At 72.5% G+C, this 20,367-nt stretch carries 16 protein-coding genes and 3 tRNA genes; 14 read left to right on the forward strand and 5 right to left on the reverse strand.

Going from position 1 to position 20,367, the window contains the following annotated elements; translation table 11 throughout:
- Positions 1 to 73: 73 nt before the first annotated feature.
- Together serS and ACFU5J_RS19865 are read left to right on the forward strand one after the other, a co-directional pair.
- Positions 74 to 1,345, forward strand: coding sequence for a serine--tRNA ligase (gene serS / locus ACFU5J_RS19860; RefSeq protein WP_430579875.1), 1,272 nt, complete (start codon positions 74 to 76; stop codon positions 1,343 to 1,345).
- Positions 1,342 to 2,160 carry an HAD family hydrolase gene (locus ACFU5J_RS19865; RefSeq protein WP_430573219.1) on the forward strand — a complete coding sequence of 273 codons (819 nt, stop codon included), beginning with the start codon at positions 1,342 to 1,344 and terminating at the stop codon, positions 2,158 to 2,160. Before serS ends, ACFU5J_RS19865 begins: the two co-directional genes overlap by 4 nt.
- A 7-nt stretch (positions 2,161 to 2,167) precedes the next feature.
- Here ACFU5J_RS19865 and map read toward each other — a convergent pair whose 3' ends face one another.
- Positions 2,168 to 2,950 (reverse strand): type I methionyl aminopeptidase, encoded by a 783-nt coding sequence (gene map, locus ACFU5J_RS19870; protein WP_430579876.1) that lies wholly within the window; start codon positions 2,948 to 2,950, stop codon positions 2,168 to 2,170.
- A 224-nt stretch (positions 2,951 to 3,174) separates the two neighbouring features.
- On the opposite strand from map, the gene ACFU5J_RS19875 reads away from it, so the two are divergent.
- The 3 genes from ACFU5J_RS19875 to ACFU5J_RS19885 all read left to right on the forward strand — a co-directional run bounded on the left by ACFU5J_RS19875 (position 3,175) and on the right by ACFU5J_RS19885 (position 6,658).
- Positions 3,175 to 4,578 (forward strand): ABC transporter substrate-binding protein, encoded by a 1,404-nt coding sequence (locus tag ACFU5J_RS19875; RefSeq protein ID WP_430579877.1) that lies wholly within the window; start codon positions 3,175 to 3,177, stop codon positions 4,576 to 4,578.
- A 113-nt stretch (positions 4,579 to 4,691) separates the two neighbouring features.
- On the forward strand, positions 4,692 to 5,681 hold the full coding sequence (locus tag ACFU5J_RS19880; protein ID WP_430573216.1) for a carbohydrate ABC transporter permease: 990 nt from the start codon (positions 4,692 to 4,694) through the stop codon (positions 5,679 to 5,681).
- Positions 5,678 to 6,658, forward strand: a complete 981-nt coding sequence (locus tag ACFU5J_RS19885; protein WP_430573215.1) for a carbohydrate ABC transporter permease — start codon at positions 5,678 to 5,680, stop codon at positions 6,656 to 6,658. Before ACFU5J_RS19880 ends, ACFU5J_RS19885 begins: the two co-directional genes overlap by 4 nt.
- A gap of 90 nt (positions 6,659 to 6,748) precedes the next feature.
- On the opposite strand, the gene ACFU5J_RS19890 is transcribed toward ACFU5J_RS19885, so the two are convergent.
- Positions 6,749 to 7,141, reverse strand: a complete 393-nt coding sequence (locus ACFU5J_RS19890; RefSeq protein ID WP_430573214.1) for a DUF805 domain-containing protein — start codon at positions 7,139 to 7,141, stop codon at positions 6,749 to 6,751.
- 243 nt (positions 7,142 to 7,384) lie between these two features.
- Between ACFU5J_RS19890 and ACFU5J_RS19895 the strand changes: the two genes are divergently transcribed.
- Complete coding sequence (locus tag ACFU5J_RS19895) at positions 7,385 to 8,215, forward strand: DMT family transporter (RefSeq protein WP_430579883.1); 831 nt, start codon at positions 7,385 to 7,387, stop codon at positions 8,213 to 8,215.
- 24 nt (positions 8,216 to 8,239) lie between these two features.
- Here ACFU5J_RS19895 and ACFU5J_RS19900 read toward each other — a convergent pair whose 3' ends face one another.
- Entirely contained in the window at positions 8,240 to 8,845 is a 606-nt protein-coding gene (locus ACFU5J_RS19900) for a bacterial proteasome activator family protein (RefSeq protein WP_430579878.1), read from the reverse strand.
- A gap of 37 nt (positions 8,846 to 8,882) precedes the next feature.
- Entirely contained in the window at positions 8,883 to 9,860 is a 978-nt protein-coding gene (locus ACFU5J_RS19905; protein ID WP_430579879.1) for an NAD(P)H-quinone oxidoreductase, read from the reverse strand.
- Positions 9,861 to 10,043: 183 nt separating this feature from the next.
- On the opposite strand from ACFU5J_RS19905, the gene ACFU5J_RS19910 reads away from it, so the two are divergent.
- The 5 genes from ACFU5J_RS19910 (at position 10,044) to ACFU5J_RS19930 (ending at position 15,816) form a co-directional block, all read left to right on the forward strand.
- Entirely contained in the window at positions 10,044 to 13,775 is a 3,732-nt protein-coding gene (locus ACFU5J_RS19910; RefSeq protein WP_430579880.1) for an ATP-binding protein, read from the forward strand.
- A 34-nt stretch (positions 13,776 to 13,809) separates the two neighbouring features.
- On the forward strand, positions 13,810 to 14,259 hold the full coding sequence (locus tag ACFU5J_RS19915; RefSeq protein ID WP_380324086.1) for a roadblock/LC7 domain-containing protein: 450 nt from the start codon (positions 13,810 to 13,812) through the stop codon (positions 14,257 to 14,259).
- A 10-nt stretch (positions 14,260 to 14,269) separates the two neighbouring features.
- Positions 14,270 to 14,686, forward strand: coding sequence for a DUF742 domain-containing protein (locus tag ACFU5J_RS19920; RefSeq protein ID WP_380324083.1), 417 nt, complete (start codon positions 14,270 to 14,272; stop codon positions 14,684 to 14,686).
- Positions 14,687 to 15,068: 382 nt separating this feature from the next.
- Positions 15,069 to 15,614: a GTP-binding protein gene (locus tag ACFU5J_RS19925; RefSeq protein ID WP_380324101.1), complete on the forward strand. Its 546-nt coding sequence runs from the start codon at positions 15,069 to 15,071 to the stop codon at positions 15,612 to 15,614.
- A 114-nt stretch (positions 15,615 to 15,728) separates the two neighbouring features.
- Positions 15,729 to 15,816: transfer RNA gene (locus ACFU5J_RS19930), tRNA-Ser, on the forward strand.
- A 59-nt stretch (positions 15,817 to 15,875) separates the two neighbouring features.
- Here the strand turns inward: ACFU5J_RS19930 and ACFU5J_RS19935 are convergent.
- A complete protein-coding gene (locus tag ACFU5J_RS19935; protein ID WP_430579881.1) occupies positions 15,876 to 17,735 on the reverse strand; it encodes a GMC oxidoreductase in 1,860 nt (619 codons plus the stop codon).
- A gap of 112 nt (positions 17,736 to 17,847) precedes the next feature.
- Between ACFU5J_RS19935 and ACFU5J_RS19940 the strand changes: the two genes are divergently transcribed.
- The 3 genes from ACFU5J_RS19940 (at position 17,848) to putP (ending at position 19,893) form a co-directional block, all read left to right on the forward strand.
- Positions 17,848 to 17,939: transfer RNA gene (locus ACFU5J_RS19940), tRNA-Ser, on the forward strand.
- Between the two features lie 186 nt (positions 17,940 to 18,125).
- Positions 18,126 to 18,198, forward strand: a tRNA-Arg gene (locus ACFU5J_RS19945).
- 189 nt (positions 18,199 to 18,387) lie between these two features.
- A complete protein-coding gene (gene putP / locus ACFU5J_RS19950) occupies positions 18,388 to 19,893 on the forward strand; it encodes a sodium/proline symporter PutP (RefSeq protein ID WP_430579882.1) in 1,506 nt (501 codons plus the stop codon).
- The last annotated feature ends 474 nt before the right edge of the window (positions 19,894 to 20,367 follow it).

The following is a 20,367-nucleotide window of genomic DNA, read 5'->3' on the forward strand; positions in this document are numbered from 1 at the left end:
ACCCCGTGAGCCGCCCGGCGCCCGCCGCGAAATCCCCGGGGCGCCGTGCCTCCCGACCGTTAGGCTTGCGCGCGTGATCGACCTCCGACTGCTGCGCGACAACCCCGACGTCGTCCGTGCGAGCCAGCTGGCCCGCGGCGACGACCCCGCCCTCGTGGACGCGGCGCTCGACGCCGACGCGCGCCGTCGCTCCTCCCTGACGGAGTTCGAGACGCTGCGCGCGGAGCAGAAGGCGCTCGGCAAGCAGGTCGCGAAGGCGCAGGGCGAGGAGAAGGCCGAGCTGCTGGCCCGCACCAAGCACCTCGCCGAGCAGGTGAAGGTGCGGCAGGCCGACGCGTCGGAGGCCGCGACCGAGGTCGACGAGCTGCTCTACCGCATCGCGAACGTCGTCGAGGGCGCCCCTCCCGGGGGCGAGGACGACTTCCTCGTCGTGAAGCAGGTGGGCACGCCGCGCGACTTCGAGGCCGAGGGCTTCGCCCCGCGCGACCACCTGGAGCTCGGCGAGGGGCTGGCCGCCATCGACACCGCGCGCGGCGCGAAGGTGTCGGGGTCGCGGTTCTACTTCCTCACCGGCATCGGGGCCCGCCTGGAGCTGGCGCTGCTCAACGCGGCCGTCGACCAGGCGGTGGCGGCGGGCTTCACGCCGATGATCACCCCGACGCTGGTCAAGCCGGAGACGATGCGCGGCACCGGCTTCCTCGGCAGCCACGCGGACGAGGTCTACCACCTGGAGAAGGACGACCTGTACCTGGTCGGCACCAGCGAGGTGGCGCTCGCGGGCTACCACGCGGACGAGATCATCGACCTGTCGGCGGGCCCGCGGCGGTATGCCGGCTGGAGCGCGTGCTACCGCCGGGAGGCGGGCGCGGCGGGCCGCGACACCCGCGGCATCATCCGCGTGCACCAGTTCCACAAGGTCGAGATGTTCAGCTACTGCGACCCGGAGGACGCGGCGGCCGAGCACCAGCGCCTGCTCGGCTGGGAGGAGGCCATGCTGGCGAAGGTCGACCTGCCGTACCGCGTCATCGACACCGCCGCGGGCGACCTCGGTTCGTCGGCGGCGCGCAAGTTCGACTGCGAGGCGTGGCTGCCCACCCAGCAGCGCTTCCTGGAGCTCACGTCCACCTCGAACTGCACCACGTTCCAGGCCCGGCGCCTGGGCGTGCGCGAGCGCACCGCGGACGGCAGCACCCGCCCCGTGGCGACGCTCAACGGCACGCTCGGCACCACCCGCTGGATCGTCGCCATCCTGGAGAACCACCAGCAGGCGGACGGATCGGTGCGCGTGCCCGAGGGGCTGCGCCCCTACCTGGGCGGCCTCGAGGTGCTCGAGCCGGTCGCGTGAGCGCCGCCCCGGCGCAGGCCGTCGCGCCCCACCTCGTCGCCCTCGACATCGACGGCACGCTGCTCGGGTACGACGGCGGCCTGTCGCCGGCGGTGCGCGACGCCGTGGCCGCGGTCCAGGACGCGGGCCACCACGTGGTGCTCTCGTCGGGGCGGTCGCTCATCGCGATGACGCCGGTGGCCGAGCTGCTCGGCATCACGTCCGGCTGGATGGTCTGCTCGAACGGCGCCGTGACCGTGCGCCTCGACCCGGCCCTGCCGCACGGCTGGGAGCTGGACCGGGTGGAGACGTTCGACCCGGGGCCCGCGCTGCGCCTGCTCCGCACCGAGCTGCCCGACGCCCGGTTCGCCGTCGAGGACATCGGCGTCGGCTTCCGGATGAACGCCCTCTTCCCGGAGGGCGAGCTCGACGGCGTGCACCAGGTCGTGGCCTTCGAGCAGCTGTGGTCCCGCGACGTGACGCGCGTCGTCATCCGCAGCCCCGAGCACACGCCGGCGCAGTTCAGCGCGATGGCGGGCCGCCTGGGTCTGGGCGACGTCACCTACGCCGTCGGCTGGACGGCGTGGATGGACGTCGCCCCGAAGGGCGTCACCAAGGCGTCCGGGCTCGAGCGGCTGCGCGCGGAGCTCGGCGTCGACCCCGCCGCCACCGTCGCCGTCGGCGACGGGCACAACGACGTCGACATGCTGCGCTGGGCGGGCCGCGGCGTCGCGATGGGGCACGCCGACGACGTCGTGCGCGGCGCGGCCGACGAGGTCACCGGGTCCGTCGAGGAGGACGGCGTCGTCCCGGTGCTGCTCTCCCTGCCGAGGTAGCCGGGCGTCAGTCGCGGGAGGTGAGGACGAGCGGGCCGTCGGCGGTGATGGCGATGGTGTGCTCGCTGTGGGCGCCGCGGGAGCCGTCGGCGGAGCGCAGGGTCCAGCCGTCGGGGTCGGTGTAGATCTCGTCGGTGGTCTCGAGGAACCACGGCTCGATGGCGATGACGAGGCCCGGCTTGAGCGGGAAGCCGCGACCGGCGCGGCCGTCGTTCGGCACGTGCGGGTCGCCGTGCATGGTGCGGCCGACGCCGTGGCCGCCGAAGTCGGTGTTGATGGCGTAGCCCGCGCCGCGCGCGACCTTGGCGATGGCGGCGGAGATGTCGCCGATCTTGTTGCCGGGGACGGCGGCTGCGATGCCGGCCTCGAGCGCCACCTCGGTGGTCTCGATGAGCTTGGCGTCGGCGGCGGCACGCTGCGGGGTGGCGGAGCCCCCGACCACGAAGGACAGCGCGGAGTCGGAGACCCAGCCGTCCACGGAGGCGGCGAAGTCGATGCTCAGCAGGTCGCCGTCGCGCAGCGCGTAGTCGAACGGCAGCCCGTGCAGGACCGCGTCGTTGACCGACGTGCAGATCACCTTGCCGAACGGCATCGCGCCGAACGACGGGTGGTAGTCGATGTAGCAGGACTCGGCGCCGCGGTCGCGGATCATCCGGTGCGCGACGGCGTCGAGCTCGAGCAGGTTCACCCCGACGTCCGCGGCGTCGCGTACCGCCGTGAGCACGTCGGCCACGAAACGCCCGGCGGGGCGCATCTGGTCGATCTCTCGCGGGCTCCTCAGCTCGATCATGGTGGTCCTCTCGCAATGCTCGTGACACGGGTCCAGGGACCAGGGTGTCACGAATCGTCATCGAGTCGTGACCGTGAAACGCGTTGCGGGAACTTGCATGGAGTGGTGCAGGTGCGGTCGACTCAGGGTGGAGGCAGTATCCCGGTCTAGGGGGACCTGGGGACACGGGCCGCCGATCGGTGGGCAAACTTCCGTGAACCACGACGTAGTGGAGGAGCTTGGCAATGACCACACGAACGACGACGGCGCGGCGACGCGCCCTGGCGCTGGCCGCGACCGGCGCGAGCCTGGCGCTCGTGCTGGCCGCCTGCAGCGACCCGGACGGGGAGGGCGGGACCGGCGACGAGACCGGTAGCGCCGATGCCTCCGCGGCCAGCATCGACTGCGGGGCCTACGACGAGTTCGGCGACCTCGACGGCAAGGAGGTCAGCGTCTACACCTCGATCGTCGACCCCGAGGGCGCGACGCAGCAGGCCTCCTACAAGGCCTTCGAGGAGTGCACGGGCGTCAAGATCAACTACGAGGCGTCCCGAGAGTTCGAGGCGCAGCTGCTGGTCCGCATCAAGGCGGGCAACGCGCCCGACATCGCGTACCTGCCGCAGCCCGGCCTGCTGAACACGATCGTCAACGACTACCCCGACGCCATCAAGCCGGCGCCGGACGCGACGGCCAAGAACGTCGACGAGTTCTGGAACGAGACGTGGAAGGGCTACGGCACCGTCGACGGCACCTTCTACTCGGCGCCGCTCGGCGCGAACGCCAAGTCGTTCGTCTGGTACTCGCCGAAGATGTTCGCGGACGCCGGCTACGAGATCCCGCAGACGTGGACCGAGCTGCTGGACCTCACCCAGAAGATCCACGACGACAACGACGGCGCCAAGGTCTGGTGCGCGGGCGTCGAGTCCGGTGACGCGACCGGCTGGCCGGGCACCGACTTCATCGAGGACATGATGCTCCGCACCGCGGGCGTCGAGGACTACACGAAGTGGTACACGCACGAGATCCCGTTCAACGACCCCAAGGTCGTCAAGGCCTGGGACACGGCGGGCGAGATCCTCAAGAACCCGGACTACGTCAACGCGGGCCTGGGTGACGTCAACTCGATCGCCACGCAGTCGTGGACGGACGCCGGCAACGGCATCCTCGACGGCAACTGCTGGATGCACCGCGCGGCGAACTTCTACCAGACCCAGTGGCCGCAGGGCACCACGGTCTCCAAGGACGGCGACGTGTTCGCCTTCTACCTGCCCACGGACCAGACCGACGTCAAGCCGATGCTCGGCGGCGGCGAGTTCGTGGCCGCGTTCAACGACAAGCCCGAGGTGCAGGCCTTCCAGACCTACCTCTCGAGCGACGACTGGGCCAACCAGAAGGCGCTGAACACGCCGGACGGCGGCTGGGTGAGCGCCAACAGCGGGCTCGACCCGAAGAACCTCGCCACGGAGTTCGACCAGTACGTGGCCGGCGTCCTGTCCGACCCGAACACCGTCGTCGCCTTCGACGCCTCGGACCTCATGCCGGGCGAGGTCGGTGCCGGCACGTTCTGGACCGGCATCGTCGACTGGCTGACGGGGGCGAGCACCAAGGAGGTCACGGACAAGATCGAGGCGTCCTGGCCGAGCAGCTGACCCTGCCGCTCGCCTGAACCCTGCTCGATCTCGCGGTCCGGGCACGTCGCACGACGTGCCCGGACCGTGCGTCCTGACCCTGGCCTTGTCCTGACCCCTCGAGGAGGTCGTCGATGTCCTGGTTGCTCGAGCCCGACACCACGACGCAGAAGCTCCTGCTCATGGTGCTCGCCGTGGCCCTGTTCGCCGCGGTGATGGGCCTCATCCTGTTCCTGGTGGACCGTCCGAAGCGGATCCCGTCCTGGGTGGTGGCGCTCGGCTTCGTCGGGGTGCCGCTCCTGTTCCTCGCCTACGGCCTGCTGCGGCCGGGCCTCATCACGTTGTGGCAGTCGTTCTTCAACCGCAACGGCTCCGAGTTCGTCGGGTTCGACAACTACGTACGGGCCTTCACGGAGGGCCAGTTCCAGCACGTGCTCGTGGTCACCGCGGCCTGGGTGATCCTGGCCCCGCTGCTGAGCGCGGTCATCGGGCTGTCGTACGCGGTGCTCGTCGACCGCACCCGGTTCGAGAAGCTCGCCAAGGCGCTCGTGTTCGTGCCGATGGCGATCTCGATGGTCGGCGCGTCGATCATCTGGAAGTTCGTCTACGAGTTCCGCCCCGACCAGCCCGGGATCGAGCAGATCGGCCTGCTCAACCAGGTGCTGGTCTGGATCGGCCTGCCGCCCCAGCAGTTCCTCATCGGGCAGCCCTGGAACACCTGGTTCCTCATCGTCGTGATGATCTGGATCCAGACCGGGTTCGCGATGACGGTGCTGTCCGCGGCGATCAAGGCCATCCCGGACGACATCGTCGAGGCGGCCCGCCTCGACGGGCTGCACGGCATGGGGATGTTCCGCTACATCACGGTGCCGAGCATCCGGCCCGCGCTGGTCGTCGTCCTCACGACGATCGCGATGGGCACGCTCAAGGCCTTCGACATCGTGCGCACGATGACGGGCGGCCAGTTCGGCACCCAGGTCGTGGCGAACGAGTTCTACACCCAGGCCTTCCGGCAGGGGAACCAGGGGCTCGCGGCGGCGCTCGCCGTGGTCCTGTTCATCCTCGTGATCCCGATCATCGCCTACAACGTGCGGCAGATGCGCAAGTCGGAGGAGATCCGATGACCTCGACACCCACCCCCGGTCAGGCCGTGGCGGGCGCCGCGACGGACGACGACGTCCCGCAGCAGCAGATCCGCAAGCTCTCGCGCATGGAGCGCCGGGCGATCGCCACCAAGGGCAAGCTGAGCTCCCCGTGGGCGTCGGGGATCGCGATCATCATCGCGATCCTGTGGACGATCCCGTCGCTCGGGCTCCTCATCACCTCGTTCCGGCCGCAGGACGACATCCGCAAGAGCGGCTGGTGGACGGTGTTCACCGGCAACGCCACGTTCACGATGGACAACTACAACGAGGCGCTCTACGGGAACAGCAACGACCTGTCGACGTTCTTCGTCAACTCGTTCGTCATCACGATCCCCGCGGTCCTCATCCCGATCACGCTGTCGCTGCTGGCGGCGTACGCCTTCGCGTGGATCAAGTTCCCGTGGCGCAACTTCCTGTTCGTCGCGGTGTTCTCGCTGCAAGTCGTGCCGCTGCAGGTGGCGCTGGTGCCCCTGCTGGCCGACTACGTCGACTCGAACGACTTCTTCCAGGCCGTCTTCGGCGCCAACATGTCCGGCAGCTTCTGGACCGTCTGGCTGTCGCACTCGATCTTCGCGCTCCCGCTGGCGATCTTCCTGCTGCACAACTTCATGAAGGACATCCCGGCGTCCCTCGTGGAGGCGGCCCGCGTCGACGGCGCGGGGCACGTGAAGATCTTCTTCCGCGTGCTGTTCCCGCTCCTGATCCCGGCGATCGCCTCCTTCGCGATCTTCCAGTTCCTGTGGGTGTGGAACGACCTTCTCGTGGGCCTGACGTTCGCCAACCCGGCGTACCAGCCGCTGACCGTGAAGATCGCCGAGCTGGCGGGCACCCGCGGCGGCGACTGGTACCTCCTCACCGCCGGCGCGTTCATCGCGATGATCGTGCCGCTGATCGTCTTCATCGGGCTGCAGCGCTTCTTCGTGCGCGGCATGCTCGCGGGCGCGGTCAAGGGCTGACGGGGTTACGCGCCGCGGAGGCTCCGAGGACGACGACGGCGGCCCGGGCAGGAGCCCGGGCCGCCGTCGTCGTGCGGTACGTGCGGAGCGTCAGACCGCCGGGGTGCCGTACGGGGCGCCGGCCTGGGCGCCCTTCGGGTTCTCGCCGTACTGGTTCGCGCCCGGCTGGCTGTCCTGGGCCCACCAGATGATCAGCATGATCCAGCCGATGACCGGCAGGAGCGCCCAGAACAGGCGGAAGCCGGACTTGTCGGTGTCGTGCAGGCGGCGCGCGCCCACGGCCAGCGAGGGGAGGAGCAGCGCGAGCGCGGCGATGCTGTTGAGGACAGCCGTCCCGTCGAACAGCGCGCGGTCGAGGAAGTTCGTGATGATGTTGACCAGCACCGAGAACAGGTAGAAGTACCAGAACTCCGAGCGGCGGGCGCGGCCCGTGAACGTGGCGTACTGGGAGAAGACGGTCTTGATCGCGTCCTGGAAGGACATGGCGGCCTCACTGGGTCGTCGGAGGGGCGTCCGGTGGTGCCGGTGCACGCGGAGTGCGCGCTGCCCCCGGTGGCCCCGCGAGCGTAGGGTGTATACGCACCGCGCGTCCAGGGTTCGTCCACGTCTTGTCCACATTCGCGGGTGGGGAGAGGTCCCCGTCCGGCGGCGGGGACGCCCGCGCGGCGACCGTATGCTCCCTGGGTGCCGACCCCCGCCCCCACCCCGCGCGGAGCGCTGGACCACGTGCCGGCGCCGCTCCTCTTCGTCGTCTCCGGCCTCACCCTGTACGCGGGGGCAGCCGTCGCGGTCGGGCTGTTCGACCGGCTCGCCGCGCCCGCCGTCGGCTGGTGGCGCATCCTGCTCGCCGCGGTGGTGCTGGTCGCGTGGCGCCGCCCGTGGCGGCGGCGCTGGAGCCGGCGCGACCTCGTCGCCGCCGCGCTGTTCGGCGTCGTCCTCGCGGCGATGAACGTGGTCTTCTACGTCGCGGTGGCCCACCTCCCGCTCGGTGTCGCCGTCGCGATCGAGTTCCTCGGTCCGGTGGCCGTCGCCGCGGTCACGGGGCGCGGATGGCAGGAGCGCGCCGCGATCGCCGTGGCCGCGGCGGGCGTGGTGCTGCTGGCGGGCGTCACCCTCGCGTCGGGGATCCCCCGCGAGGACGCCGTCGTCGGGCTCGCCGCGGTCCTGGCGGCGGCCGCCTGCTGGGCCGGGTACATCGTGCTGGGCAAGCGCGTCGCGGGCGCCGGGGCGGGGATCGACGGGCTCGCCGTCGGCATGGTCGCGGGCGCGCTGGTGTTCGCCCCGTTCTTCGGCTCGACGGCGGCGACGGTCGTCCCGGACGTCCCGCTCCTGCTCTTCCTCCTGGTCGTGGCGATCTGCTCGTCCGTCGTCCCGTACGTCCTCGACCAGGTCGTGCTGCGCCGCGTCGGGACGGCGACCTTCTCCGTGATGCTGGCCCTGCTGCCGGCCACCGCCGTGCTCGTGGGCGCCGTCGTGCTGCGGCAGGTCCCCACCTGGCCCGAGCTGGCCGGCCTCGCCCTGGTCTCCGGCGCGATCGCCCTGACCGCCCGGACCTGACGCGGGCGGTCCGGGGCGTCGCGGCTACAGGTACTGGCCGGGGGAAGGGCGGCGGTCGTCGTCGCCGGGCCGGGTCGGGCCGCCGCCGGGGCCCGCGGGTCCGCCGGGGCCGAACGGCGCCGGGTGCGCGCCGGGAGGCAGGGCCCGTCGCATCTGCGACAGCTGCGCCTGCGCGGCCATCTGCTGCGCGACGAGCGCCGTCTGGATGCCGTGGAAGAGACCCTCCAGCCAACCGACGAGCTGCGCCTGCGCCACCCGCAGCTCGGCGTCCGAGGGCACGCCCTCGTCGGAGAACGGCAGGGTGATCCGGTGCAGCTCCTCGACGAGGTCGGGGGACAGGCCCTCCTCGAGCTCCGTCAGGGAGCGCTCGTGGATCTCGGCCAGGCGGGTGCGTGCGGCGTCGTCCAGCGGGGCGTCGCGCACCTCGTCCAGGAGCCGCTTGATCATGCCGCCGATGCGCATGACCTTCGCCGGCTCCTCGATGCGCGACGTCTCCTCGGCCTCCGCGCCCGCCGGGGCCGGCGGGGCCGCCGGGACCTCCTCGGGGGCGGTGTCCTCCCCCTCGGGCGTGACCACGCGCGGGCGGGTCCGGTCGGAGCGGGCTTCGGTGGCGTCGTCGCTCTCCGTCATGCCTCCCAGTGTGGCCCAGCCCGCCGACAGGGGCCGGTCAGGGCACCAGCAGGACCTTGCCGAAGGGCTCGCCCGACTCGAGCAGCTCGTGCGCGCGGGCGGCCTCGGCGAGGGGGAGGCGGGCGTGCACGACGGGGCGCACACGGCCGTCGGCGACCAGCGGCCACACCTGCTCGCAGACGGTGGCGACGAGCGCCGCCTTCTCGTCCGCCGACCGGGAGCGCAGCGTCGTGCCGGTCACCCAGGCCCGCTTCGCCATGAGCGCGCCCAGGTCGAGCTCGCCGCGGCTCCCCTGCTGAAGGCCGATGACGACGAGGCGGCCGCCCGGGGCGAGGGCCCGGACGTTGTCGCGCAGGCCGCCCCCGCCGAGCACGTCCAGCACGACGTCGGCCCCGCGCCCGCCCGTCGCGTCCCGGACGGCCGCGACGACGTCCTGCGTGCGGTGGTCGACGCCGACCGTCGCGCCGAGCGCGACGCAGCGGGCCGCCCGCTCCGGGCCGCCCGCGGTGGCCACGACGCGTGCGCCGAGCGCCGCCGCGAGCTGCACCGCCACGCTCCCCACGCCGCCCGACCCGCCCTGCACCAGGACGGTCTCGCCGGCGCGCAGCCGGCCCGAGTCGATGAGGTTGGTCCACGCGGTGCACACCGCCTCGGGGAGACCCGCGGCGTCGACGAGGTCCACGCCGTCGGGCACCGGCAGCAGCTGGGCCGCGCGGGCCACGGCCTGCTCCGCGTAGCCGCCGCCCTCGAGCAGCGCGACGACGCGGTCACCCGGCGCCCAGCCGGTCACTCCCGGGCCGAGCGCGCGGACCGTACCGGAGATCTCGAGACCCGGCCACTCGGGAGCGCCGGGCGGCGGGGGGTAGTTTCCCGCGCGTTGTAGCAGGTCAGCACGGTTGACGCCCGCCGAAGCGACGTCGACCAGTACCTCGCCGTGGTCCGGTTTGACCGGGTTGACGAGGGATAGGGCGAGTTTCCCTGGACCGCCTGGTGCCGATATCGTGACCGCTCGCACACCGATGGAGCCTACTCGCGCGCCTGGAAGCCCAGCCGGGCCGCGCCGAGCGGTGCCGGACGTGATGGCACCCATCAGAGATTCGGACGGCGACGGTCGCCCGCACTCGACGAACAGTGTTGGAGAGAGGTTCAGATGCTCCGCAGGTTGGGCGTTCGCGGGAAGATTCTTGCGACACTCGCCGTGCCGATCTTCGTCCTGGCGTTGACGGCGGGCTGGATCACCTGGCAGTCGTTGCAGGAGAACACGCAGGCCGAGCAGACCGCCGCGCTGATGGCGTCGCTCGAGGCACAGGACGACGCGGGCACCGCCGTCGCCGCCGAGCGCGCGACGAACATCGGCGTCGGGATGGGGCTGCCGGGCGCGAAGAAGGCGCTCGTCGGCCTGCAGGAGAAGACCGACGTCGCCCTCGACGCGCGCAACGACGCGCTCGAGCCCCTCGCCACGACGAACCTCTCGCCGAACGTCCAGGACGCCGTCGCGCGCACGATCCGCGACCGGATCGCGATGGACGACCTCCAGCGCAACGTCGCCTCGAACCAGGTCACGGAGGGGCAGGCGACCGAGCGCTACACCGCGCTCATCGAGAGCGCTCTCGACGTGCCCCGGTCGGTGGCGCAGAGCTCCGAGGACCCCCAGCTCACCCGGCGCGCGCAGGCGTACATCGCCCTCGACGAGGCCATGCTGGCCAACACCCTCGAGCGCCCCCTGGTGGCGGCGGTGCTCCAGCAGATCGGTGCCGGCGAGACGGTCGACTCCCAGCTCGTCAACCGCATGGCGTCGGCGCTCGAGTCGACCGACACGCTGCGCAAGGAGGCGCAGGACCGCCTCGACGCGATCCCCGGCGGCCTGAAGGTCCCGGCGTACGAGGCCGACCTCGACCGCCTGCGCCTCCAGCTGCGGTACTGGAACCCCTCCGGCATCGAGCCCGAGGTCGCGGCGAAGTGGGGGGACCTCTCCCAGTCCTGGGTGGACGACACCCAGGAGATCCGCGACGAGGTGCGCGCCGACTCCGTGACCCGCGCGGACGACCTCGCCGGCCAGGCCCAGCGGACCGCGATCCTGACCGGTGCCGGCGCGTTCGGCGTCGTGCTCGTGTCGCTCCTGCTGGCGCTGCTCATCGCCCGCCGCATCGTCCAGCCGCTGGCGCGCCTCACGTCCGCGACGGCGGACGTCCGTGACCGGCTCCCGCGCATGGTCGAGCAGATGGCGGTGCCCGGCCAGGGCCCGTCGGTCGACCTCGTCCAGGTGCCGGTCGAGTCGAGCGACGAGATCGGTCGCCTCGCCGCGGCGTTCAACGAGGTGAACGAGACGACGATGGTCGTGGCGCGCGAGCAGGCGGCGCTCCGCGGCTCGATCGCCGAGATGTTCGTCAACGTGGCCCGTCGCGACCAGGTGCTGCTCAACCGCCAGCTGTCGTTCCTCGACGAGCTGGAGCGGTCCGAGGAGGACCCGAGCACCCTGTCGAACCTGTTCCGCCTCGACCACCTCGCCACGCGTATGCGCCGCAACGCGGAGTCCCTGCTCGTCCTCGCGGGCATCGACTCCGGCCGCCGCGTCCGCAACCCCATGCCGATCTCCGACGTCGTCCGTACGGCGTCCTCCGAGATCGAGCTGTACGACCGCGTGCGCCTCAACCTCGGCGTCGACCCGCACATGCTCGGGCACAACGCCCTGAGCGCCGCGCACCTCCTCGCGGAGCTGCTGGAGAACGCGACGATGTTCTCCGAGCCGCACACGCCCGTCGAGGTGTCGACGGCCCGCGACCAGCGCGGCGTCGTCGTCACGGTCCGCGACCACGGCCTGGGGATGAGCCCCGAGGAGATCGCGGACGCCAACACGAAGGCCGCGAGCCGCGCCGCGTCGGACGCCGTCGGCGCCCAGCGCCTGGGCCTCTACGTGGTCGGCCGGCTCGCCGACCGCCTCAACGCGCGCGTCACGTTCCGCGCAGGCGACGGCGGCCAGGGCACCGAGGTGACGGTCCTCTTCCCGGCCGACCTGTTCCTGCCCGACGACGCGCTGCCGCTGCCCGAGCCGACCGACCCGCTGGAGGCGGCGACGCAGAGCGCGGCCGCCGGCCTGAGCAGCCAGCTCGTCGGCACGGTCGAGGCCCCCGCCTCCGGCCCGATCGGGGCCCTGCCGGCCGCCGAGCCCGCGCCCTTCGCCGAGCCCGCGCCCTTCGCCGCGCCTGCACCGGTCGCCGAGCCGGCGCCGGCGTTCGGCGTCCCGGTCGACGACACGCGCACGATGCCGACCCCGGCGATCTCGTCGACGCTGCCCGTCGCGCCCGAGCCCCCGGCTGCGGTCGCGGTGGATCTCGACGCCCTCACGGACGGCACGACGTCGATCGGCATGCCGCGCCGTCGGCGCTCCGACGCTCCCGCGGAGGCCACCCCGGCCGACGCCGGCGTCGACACCGGCCCGATCGTGCTTCCGCCGCTGGCGACGCCCGACCTGCCGGAGCTCGTCGACGAGGCGACGACGGACGCCTGGCGCCCGCCGGCCGCGGTCGAGGCCTCCGCCTCCTCGCTGCCGAGCCGCCACCGCGCCGAGCCCGAGCCGCAGGCCGCGGAGCCCGAGCCCGTGTCGGCGCCGATGCTCGGTGTCGACCAGCGCGCGGGGCTGTTCTCGAGCTTCCGGTCCATGGGGTCGATCGACGCCTCCGAGACCGAGAGCACGCTGCAGCTCGACGCCGTCACGGAGGACCCGGCCGCGCTCCCGGAGGCGTTCGCCCCGGTGGCTCCCGAGGAGCCGGCCGCGGTGGCGCACGTCCCCGTGGCGGTGCCCGAGCCGGAGGTGCTGCCCGCGCCCGAGCCGGCCCCGGCGCCCGTGGCGCAGGAGCCCTACCGTCCCGCCACGGAGGCGGCACCGGCCGTCGCGCTGCCCACGCGGGCCGCCGCGCCGGCACCGGTGGAGCAGGCACCGTCCGCGCCGTACGAGCCGGCCGCGTTCGAGCCGGCCCCGTTCGAGCCGGCCCCGTACGAGCCGGCGCCCGCGCCGGCACCGGCGCCCGAGCCCGCGCCGGTGGCATACGCCGGCCCGGCCACCTCGGCGTTCGAGCCGGTCGTGCGCGAGGTGCAGGATCCCCCCGCGACGTCGTCGTTCGACCCCGTCACCCCGGCCCCGGCGCCGCGCGAGGCGCTCGCCCCCGCGGCCCCGGGCACGCCCGGGCAGGGCGCGTTCCAGGAGCTCCCGGCGTTCGAGGACCTCATCGCCGACCTGCCCACGCGCCGCGCGGCCCGCGAGAGCGAGCAGGCGCAGTCCGGTCGCAAGCGTGGCCTGTTCGGGCGCAAGCCGTCGACGGAGGAGCCTGCGGCGCCCGCCGCGTCGACGCCGTTCCCGGCGTCGATGGGGGTCCCGGAGACCCCGCGCCCCGCGGCATCCCCGTTCGACGCCGCCCCGGCGCCGTACGAGGCGCCGCGCGAGGAGGTCCGGCCGGAGCAGCGCGAGGAGCCCGCGACGACGTCGTACGGCGGCTCGGTGCTCCCGCTGCGGCCGACCGAGACCGGTGGCAACGACCCGCTGGACCCGCACTTCGTGCCCGACACCGTCGAGGCGCGGTCGGAGTGGATGGCCTCGGCCGTCCTGTACGAGGAGATGTCCACGATGCTGCAGCGCGGCGTCTTCCAGGAAGGGAACGTGACTTCGACGAACGACGAGCAGACCTACCGCCCGACGACGGTCTCGAGCGTGTCGGGCGGCCTGGCACGGCGCCAGCGGGCAGGGGAGTCCTCGGCGTCGACCGAGCGTTTCACGGCCCGCATCGAGCGGGACCCGGAGCAGCTCCGCTCGCGTCTGTCGGCCTTCCAGTCGGCCACGAGCCGCGGCCGTGACGACGCGGGTGCCCTCGGGGCCTCGACGCCGGCCGCCCCGACCGTGAATGATGTCCCTGGATCCGCGCCGCAGCAGCGGTGACCTGCGCCTTCGGCGTATTTGACGAGGAGGAAGCGTGACCCTCAGTACTGAAGCGACCAACTTCGGGTGGCTTCTCGACAACTTCGTGCGCACCGTCCCGGGCAGCCGCCACACCCTGGTGGTCTCGGCGGACGGTCTGCTCATGGCGATGTCCGACCAGCTCGACCGCACCAGCGGTGACCAGCTCGCGGCGATCGTCTCCGGCATGTCGAGCCTGACCCGCGGGGCCGCCCGCCAGCTCAACGGCGGCAACGTGCGCCAGGCCGTCATCGAGATGGACAACGGGTTCCTCTTCCTGATGAACGTCTCGAACGGCTCCGTCCTCGCGGTGGTCGCCGAGTCGTCCTGCGACATCGGCCTCATCGGCTACGAGATGGCGCTGCTGGTCTCCCGCACCGAGGCCACGCTCACCCCGCAGCTGATCTCGGAGATGCGCGGGAACCTTCCGGTGGACGGCTCGACGCGCTCCGCGCGGGTGGGATGAGGTCGCGGCCATGACGCATGCATCGTTCGGTTCTCTGGGTGCGCACTCGGCAGACGGCTACGAGGCCTCGACGGTGCGTCCTTATGCGGTCACCGGTGGCCGCGTCCGTTCCGCCATGTCCGACCTGCCGCTCGAGGCGCTGGTCGAGGTGCTGCCCGGCGCCGTCACGAGCATGGGTCTCACCCCGGAGAAGCGGGCGATCCTGCAGCACGCCGCGCACACCTACGTCTCGATCGCGGAGCTCTCCGCGCTGCTGCGCCTGCCCCTCGGCGTCGTCCGCATCCTGGTCGCGGACATGCAGGAGGAGGGGCACATCACCGTGCACACCTCGACCCCGGTGAACGTCCACACGGGTCACGGCAGTTCCCACTCGGGCCTGTCTCTGAGCGTCTTGGAGAGTGTTCTCAATGGCATTTCCGCCCTCTGACAGCCCGACGCCCGGTGCGTCCGGGGGGATGTCCCCGGCCTGGGCGCCGGTCTCGCAGACCGTCGGCGCGGTGAGCACGCCGACGGCCGGCGGCGCTCCGGCGGCGGTCGGTGCCCCGCAGCGGCAGAGCGTGCTCGGCGGTGCTCCGGCGGCCCAGCCCGCCCCCGGTCCGATCACCTCCGTGCCGGCGGCCGCCCCGGTGGCCCAGGCGTCGCGCCCTGTCGCGCAGCAGGTCCAGACGCCGCAGGCGCCGGTGGCACAGGCTTCGCCCGGCCCGCAGGCGGCGCCGGCCCAGGCGTCCACGCCCGCGCCGGGCGCGCCCGCCCAGGCTGCTCCGGCGGCCGCCTCCGCGCAGCCGTCCAGCGCCCCGACGGTCACGAAGATCGTCGTCGCCGGTGGGTTCGCCGTCGGCAAGACGACGTTCATCGGCTCGATCTCCGACGTCGAGCCGCTGAACACCGAGGCCGCGATGACGGAGCACTCGGTCGGCGTCGACGACGCAGGTGGCGTGTCCGACCGCAAGACCACCACCACCGTGGCGATGGACTTCGGTCGCGTGGCCCTGCCGGGCAACCTGTGGCTCTACCTGTTCGGCACGCCGGGCCAGGACCGCTTCCTGTTCATGTGGGACGACCTGATCCGCGGCGCCATCGGCGCCGTCGTGCTCGTCGACACGGACCGGCTGGAGCAGTGCTTCCCGGCGATCGACTACTTCGAGTCGCGGGGCGTGCCCTTCGTCGTCGGCGTGAACTGCTTCGACGGCGTGGCCAAGCACCGGCTCGAGGACGTCCGCGAGGCGCTGCAGATCCCCGCGCACGTGCCGATGCTCTACACGGACGCGCGCTCGCGCGCGGCGACGAAGCAGACGCTCATCGCCCTGGTCCAGCTCGCGATGCGCCAGCTGCGCTCAGGCGGCGGCGCGGCCTGACGGTCGCCGTCGGGCGGTCGTTCCCGCGGCCCCGGTACGCCTCGGCGTCCGGGGCCGCGGGCGTGCCCGGCCGGTACACTGCTGAGCCGGACGGCGGCCTGCGCCGCCGTCCCGGGAGGGCTGACAGAGCGGCCTAATGTGACGGTCTTGAAAACCGTTGTGCAGCAATGCACCGGGGGTTCGAATCCCTCGCCCTCCGCCACCTGGAGCGCCGCCGACGGGACACCGTCGGCGGCGCTCCTCGTCCCCCCGGACCCCCTGTCAGCGGATCTCGACGATCGGCAGGCGCAGGGCGCCCGGCGCGGCGGCCGGCACGACGGGGCGGCGCGGTGTCGTGGGCGGGACGACGGCGTACGCCGCCCCTGGAGCCGGCCGGCCGTCGGCGTCGCCGCGGTTGGGCCACAGGGCGCACGCCCGCTCGGCCTGGGCCGCGATCGTCAGGGACGGGTTGACGCCGAGGTTGGCGGTCACGGCGGAGCCGTCGAGCACGTGCAGGCCGCGGTGGCCGTGCACCCGGTGGTACGGGTCGACGACACCCTCGTCGGGCGAGTCCCCGATCGTGCAGCCGCCGAGGATGTGCGCGGTCATCGGGACGTCGAACGGGTCGCCCGCGCTGCCGCCCGCCAGCCCGCCCATGCGGGCCGCCATCGCGCGGACGGCGTCGTGGGCCACGGGGATCCACGTCGGGTTGGGCGCGCCCGTGCCCTGCCGTGAGGTGAGCCGCCGCCCGAACGGGCCGCGCCGCGTGAACGTGGTGAGCGAGTTGTCTCGGCTCTGCATCACGAGCGCGATCACGGTGCGCTGCGACCAGCCGCGGAGGTCGTAGAGGGCCGGCACGTTCCGACGCTGGCGCCAGAGCTCGCCGAGCCACCGCCGCCAGCGCGGCCCCTCGCCCGGCCCGACGCCGTCGACCAGCACGGTCTGCAGCAGCCCCATCGCGTTGGAGCCACGCCCGTACCGGACCGGCTCGACGTGCGTCTGCTCGTCCGGGTAGAACGACGACGTGATGGCCACGCCCTCCGTGTAGTCCGGCTCGCCGACCTGCCCGCTTCGCACGGGGCGCATGGCGCCCAGCAGGGCCTCGGAGTTGGTCCGCGTGAGGTGCCCGAGGCGGTCGGACAGGTGCGGCAGCTCCCCGCTGTCCCGCATCGCGTGCAGCAGCCGCTGGGTCCCGAGCGTCCCCGCGGCGAGCACCACCTGCCGTGCGCGGTAGGTGCGGCGGCCGGCCCAGGCCCGCCCGGTGCGGTGGGTGCGCACCTCGTAGCCCCCGTCGGCCCGGGGCACGACGGCGGTGGCCGTGGTCAGGGGGTGCACCAGGGCGCCGGCGCCCTCCGCCAGGTGGAGGTAGTTCTTGACGAGCGTGTTCTTGGCGTTGTGGCGGCAGCCGGTCATGCACTCGCCGCAGTGCAGGCACGGGCGGCGGTCCGGTCCAGCGCCGCCGAAGAAGGGGTCAGGGACGGCGCGGCCGGGCGAGCCGCACGGTCGGTCGGGGTCCGCCGCCTCCTCGTCGCCGAGGAACACGCCCACCCGGACCTTGCGGAACGTGTGGCCGACGCCCATCTCCTCCGCGACGTCGCGCATCACCTCGTCGGCCGGGGTGGTGCGCTGGTAGTCGACGACGCCGAGCATCCGCTCCGCCTGGTCGTAGTACGGCTCGAGCTCCGCCTTCCAGTCGGTCACGTGCGCCCAGGCGGGGTCGGACCAGAACGCGTCCAGCGGCCGGTACAGCGTGTTGGCGTAGACGAGGGAACCGCCCCCGACGCCCGCGCCCGCCAGGACCAGCACGTCCTTGAGGCGGTGGATCCGCTGGATGCCGAAGCAGCCCAGCGCGGGGGCCCAGAGGAAGCGGCGGAGGTCCCACGACGTGCGCGGCAGCTCGTCGTCGGCGAAGCGTCGGCCCGCCTCGAGCACGCCGACGCGGTACCCCTTCTCCGTCAGCCGGAGCGCGGCCACGCTGCCGCCGAAGCCCGAGCCGACGACGAGGACGTCGTAGTCGTCGTGGTCGTCGTGGTCGTCGTCGCGGCCGCCGTCGTCGTCGCGGCCCTGGTCGCCGCGGTGGTCGGTGCGGTCCGGGCCCTGGTCGGGGGCATGCCGGTGGTCCTGGTCGTCGTCGTCCAGCATGCGCCAGACCGTAGCGCGGGCCGCGGTGTGGCGGGGTCGACGGCGCGCGGCTTTGCTCCCGGGCGGCCCCGGCGGTTAGTGTGGGCGCCGCGGTGTTGCTGTGCTGCCGCGAGGAGACGTCGCATAGTCTGGTCTAGTGCGCCACCCTGCTAAGGTGGTAACGGGGCAACCCGTTCGCGGGTTCAAATCCCGCCGTCTCCGCCAGGAAGGCTCCGGCTGCTGAACGCCCGGGGCCTTTTCTGTTGCCCGGGAACGGTGGGGCCGCGGTGAGGGCGGGCCCGCGGGACCCCGCTCCGGTGTCGTCCATCACGATGGGGTTCCTCGGTTTGGGGAACCGGCCGAGGGCCTGTAATGTTCACGTCGGTCGGTGCGACAGCGCCGATCAGGACTGCGCCCGTAGCTCAACGGATAGAGCATCTGACTACGGATCAGAAGGTTGGGGGTTCGAATCCCTCCGGGCGCACCGAAGACACCACGGCTCGATCCCTTCACGGGATCGGGCCGTGGTTGTTTTTTGCCCTTGGGGTGGCACAGCAGCGAGGTCAGCGCCGACCGCGTCCCGACCTGGCCCCGGTCCGTCGTGCACCACGCGGCGGTCGGCGCGACCAGCGCCAGACGCTGCAACGACACGACCGAGAGGGTGATCGATCGCATGAGCGATCAGACCTGGCAGACGATCGCGATCGTCGCGTACCTCCTGGCGATGCTGGCCATCGGGTACGCCGCCTACCGCCGGACCGACGACCTCGACGACTACATGCTCGGCGGCCGGCGGCTGCGCCCGAGCGTGGCCGCCCTGAGCGCGGGGGCCTCCGACATGTCGGGGTGGCTCCTGATGGGTCTCCCGGGCGCGATCTACCTGACGGGCCTCGTCGAGGCGTGGATCGCGGTGGGCCTGACCGTCGGGGCCTGGCTCAACTGGAAGTTCGTGGCGCCGCGGCTGCGCGCCTACACGGAGGTCGCGAACAACTCGATCACCATCCCGAGCTTCTTCGACAACCGTCTGCACGACCCCGCGCACCTGCTGCGCATCGCGGCCGGCGTCATCGTCCTGGTGTTCTTCACCTTCTACGTCTCCTCCGGGATGGTGGCCGGCGGGACCTTCTTCGAGAGCTCGTTCGGCCTGGACTACCTCACCGGGCTGCTCGTCGTGGGCGGCGTGACCCTCGCCTACACGCTCTTCGGAGGGTTTCTCGGCGCGACGTGGACCGACGTCGCCCAGGGGCTGCTCATGCTCGCGGCGCTCGTCGCGGTGCCGGTGATCGCGATCGTCGACCTCGGCGGCTGGGCGGCGGTGCAGGAGGGCATCCGGCTGGCTGACGCCGACGGGACCACGCAGCACCTGTCGTTCCTCGCGGGAGCCACCGCGACCGGCGTGGTCTCCGCGCTCGCGTGGGGCCTCGGGTACTTCGGGCAGCCGCACATCATCGTGCGCTTCATGGCGATCCGGACGCCGCAGGACGCGACCGCCGGCCGGCGCATCGGCATCGCCTGGATGGTCCTCACCGCGCTCGGCGCCGTGATGACCGGCCTGGTCGGCGTGGCGTACGCCAGCGTGCGAGGCCTCGAGGTCGACAACCCCGAGACGATCTTCCTGCTCCTCGCCCAGCTCCTCTTCCACCCGCTGGTGGCAGGCCTGGTGCTGGCGGCGGTGCTGGCCGCGATCATGTCGACCATCTCGTCGCAGCTCATCGTGTCGTCGTCCGCCCTCGTGGAGGACCTCGTGAAGATGACCGGCCTGCGCCTCGGCACGCGGGCCGAGGTGATGCTCGGCCGCGGGGGAGTCCTCCTGGTGGCTCTCGTCGCCGGCCTGATCGCCCTGGACCGGACGTCGTCGATCCTCGACCTGGTGGGCTTCGCATGGGCCGGCTTCGGCTCCGCCTTCGGACCGGTCGTCATCCTCAGCCTCTACTGGCGACGGCTCACGAGGTGGGGCGCGCTGTCCGGGATGGTGGCGGGAGCGGTCGTCGCGTTCGCGTGGGGACGGTCCCCGCTCGCGGACACCCTGTACGAGATCGTCCCGGGCTTCGCGGTCGGTCTCCTCGTCGCGGTCGTCGTCAGCTTCGTGACGCCGCGGCCCGACGCCGTGGTGCTCGACGAGTTCGACGCCGCGCGGGCGCTCGCCCGGGGGAAGGCGCCGGAGACGGTCCGCGCCTGAGCCGGCAGGGCACCCACCGGCCCGTCGGGCCCGGTGGGTGCCCACCGCCCGGGGCGTCGAGAACGCCCTCCACGGCCGGCCTCGACGGACGTGGCGCGCGCCACGTTCCGCCACGTTGCACGGGACGCTCCATCCGGGTAATGTTCTACGACGTCAGCCCGACGGGCCGACGGACACCGAGGAGACAGCCGAGAGGCTGGGTACCGGTGGCCGGGCCGGGACTGAAACCCACACCTTCAAGGACGGGATGCTTCGCGCATTCTTTCCGGTGGGATCGGATCGTCTTTTCGATTCCCTTGGATCTACGGATCAGGGATTTGGAAGAGGGAAAACGATCTGGTAAGTTTGAGGGGTTGCCCCGGCGGGGCCGGAATCGAAAGGTTCTGGTCTTGTGGGTGTGCGTCGGTTGTTTGAGAACTCAACAGTGTGTTTGATAGTCAATGCCAATTATTTGGAATCTTTGATGGTTCCTAT

Source organism: Isoptericola sp. NPDC057559 (genome assembly GCF_042801555.1).
Taxonomy (GTDB): Bacteria; Actinomycetota; Actinomycetes; order Actinomycetales; family Cellulomonadaceae; genus Isoptericola.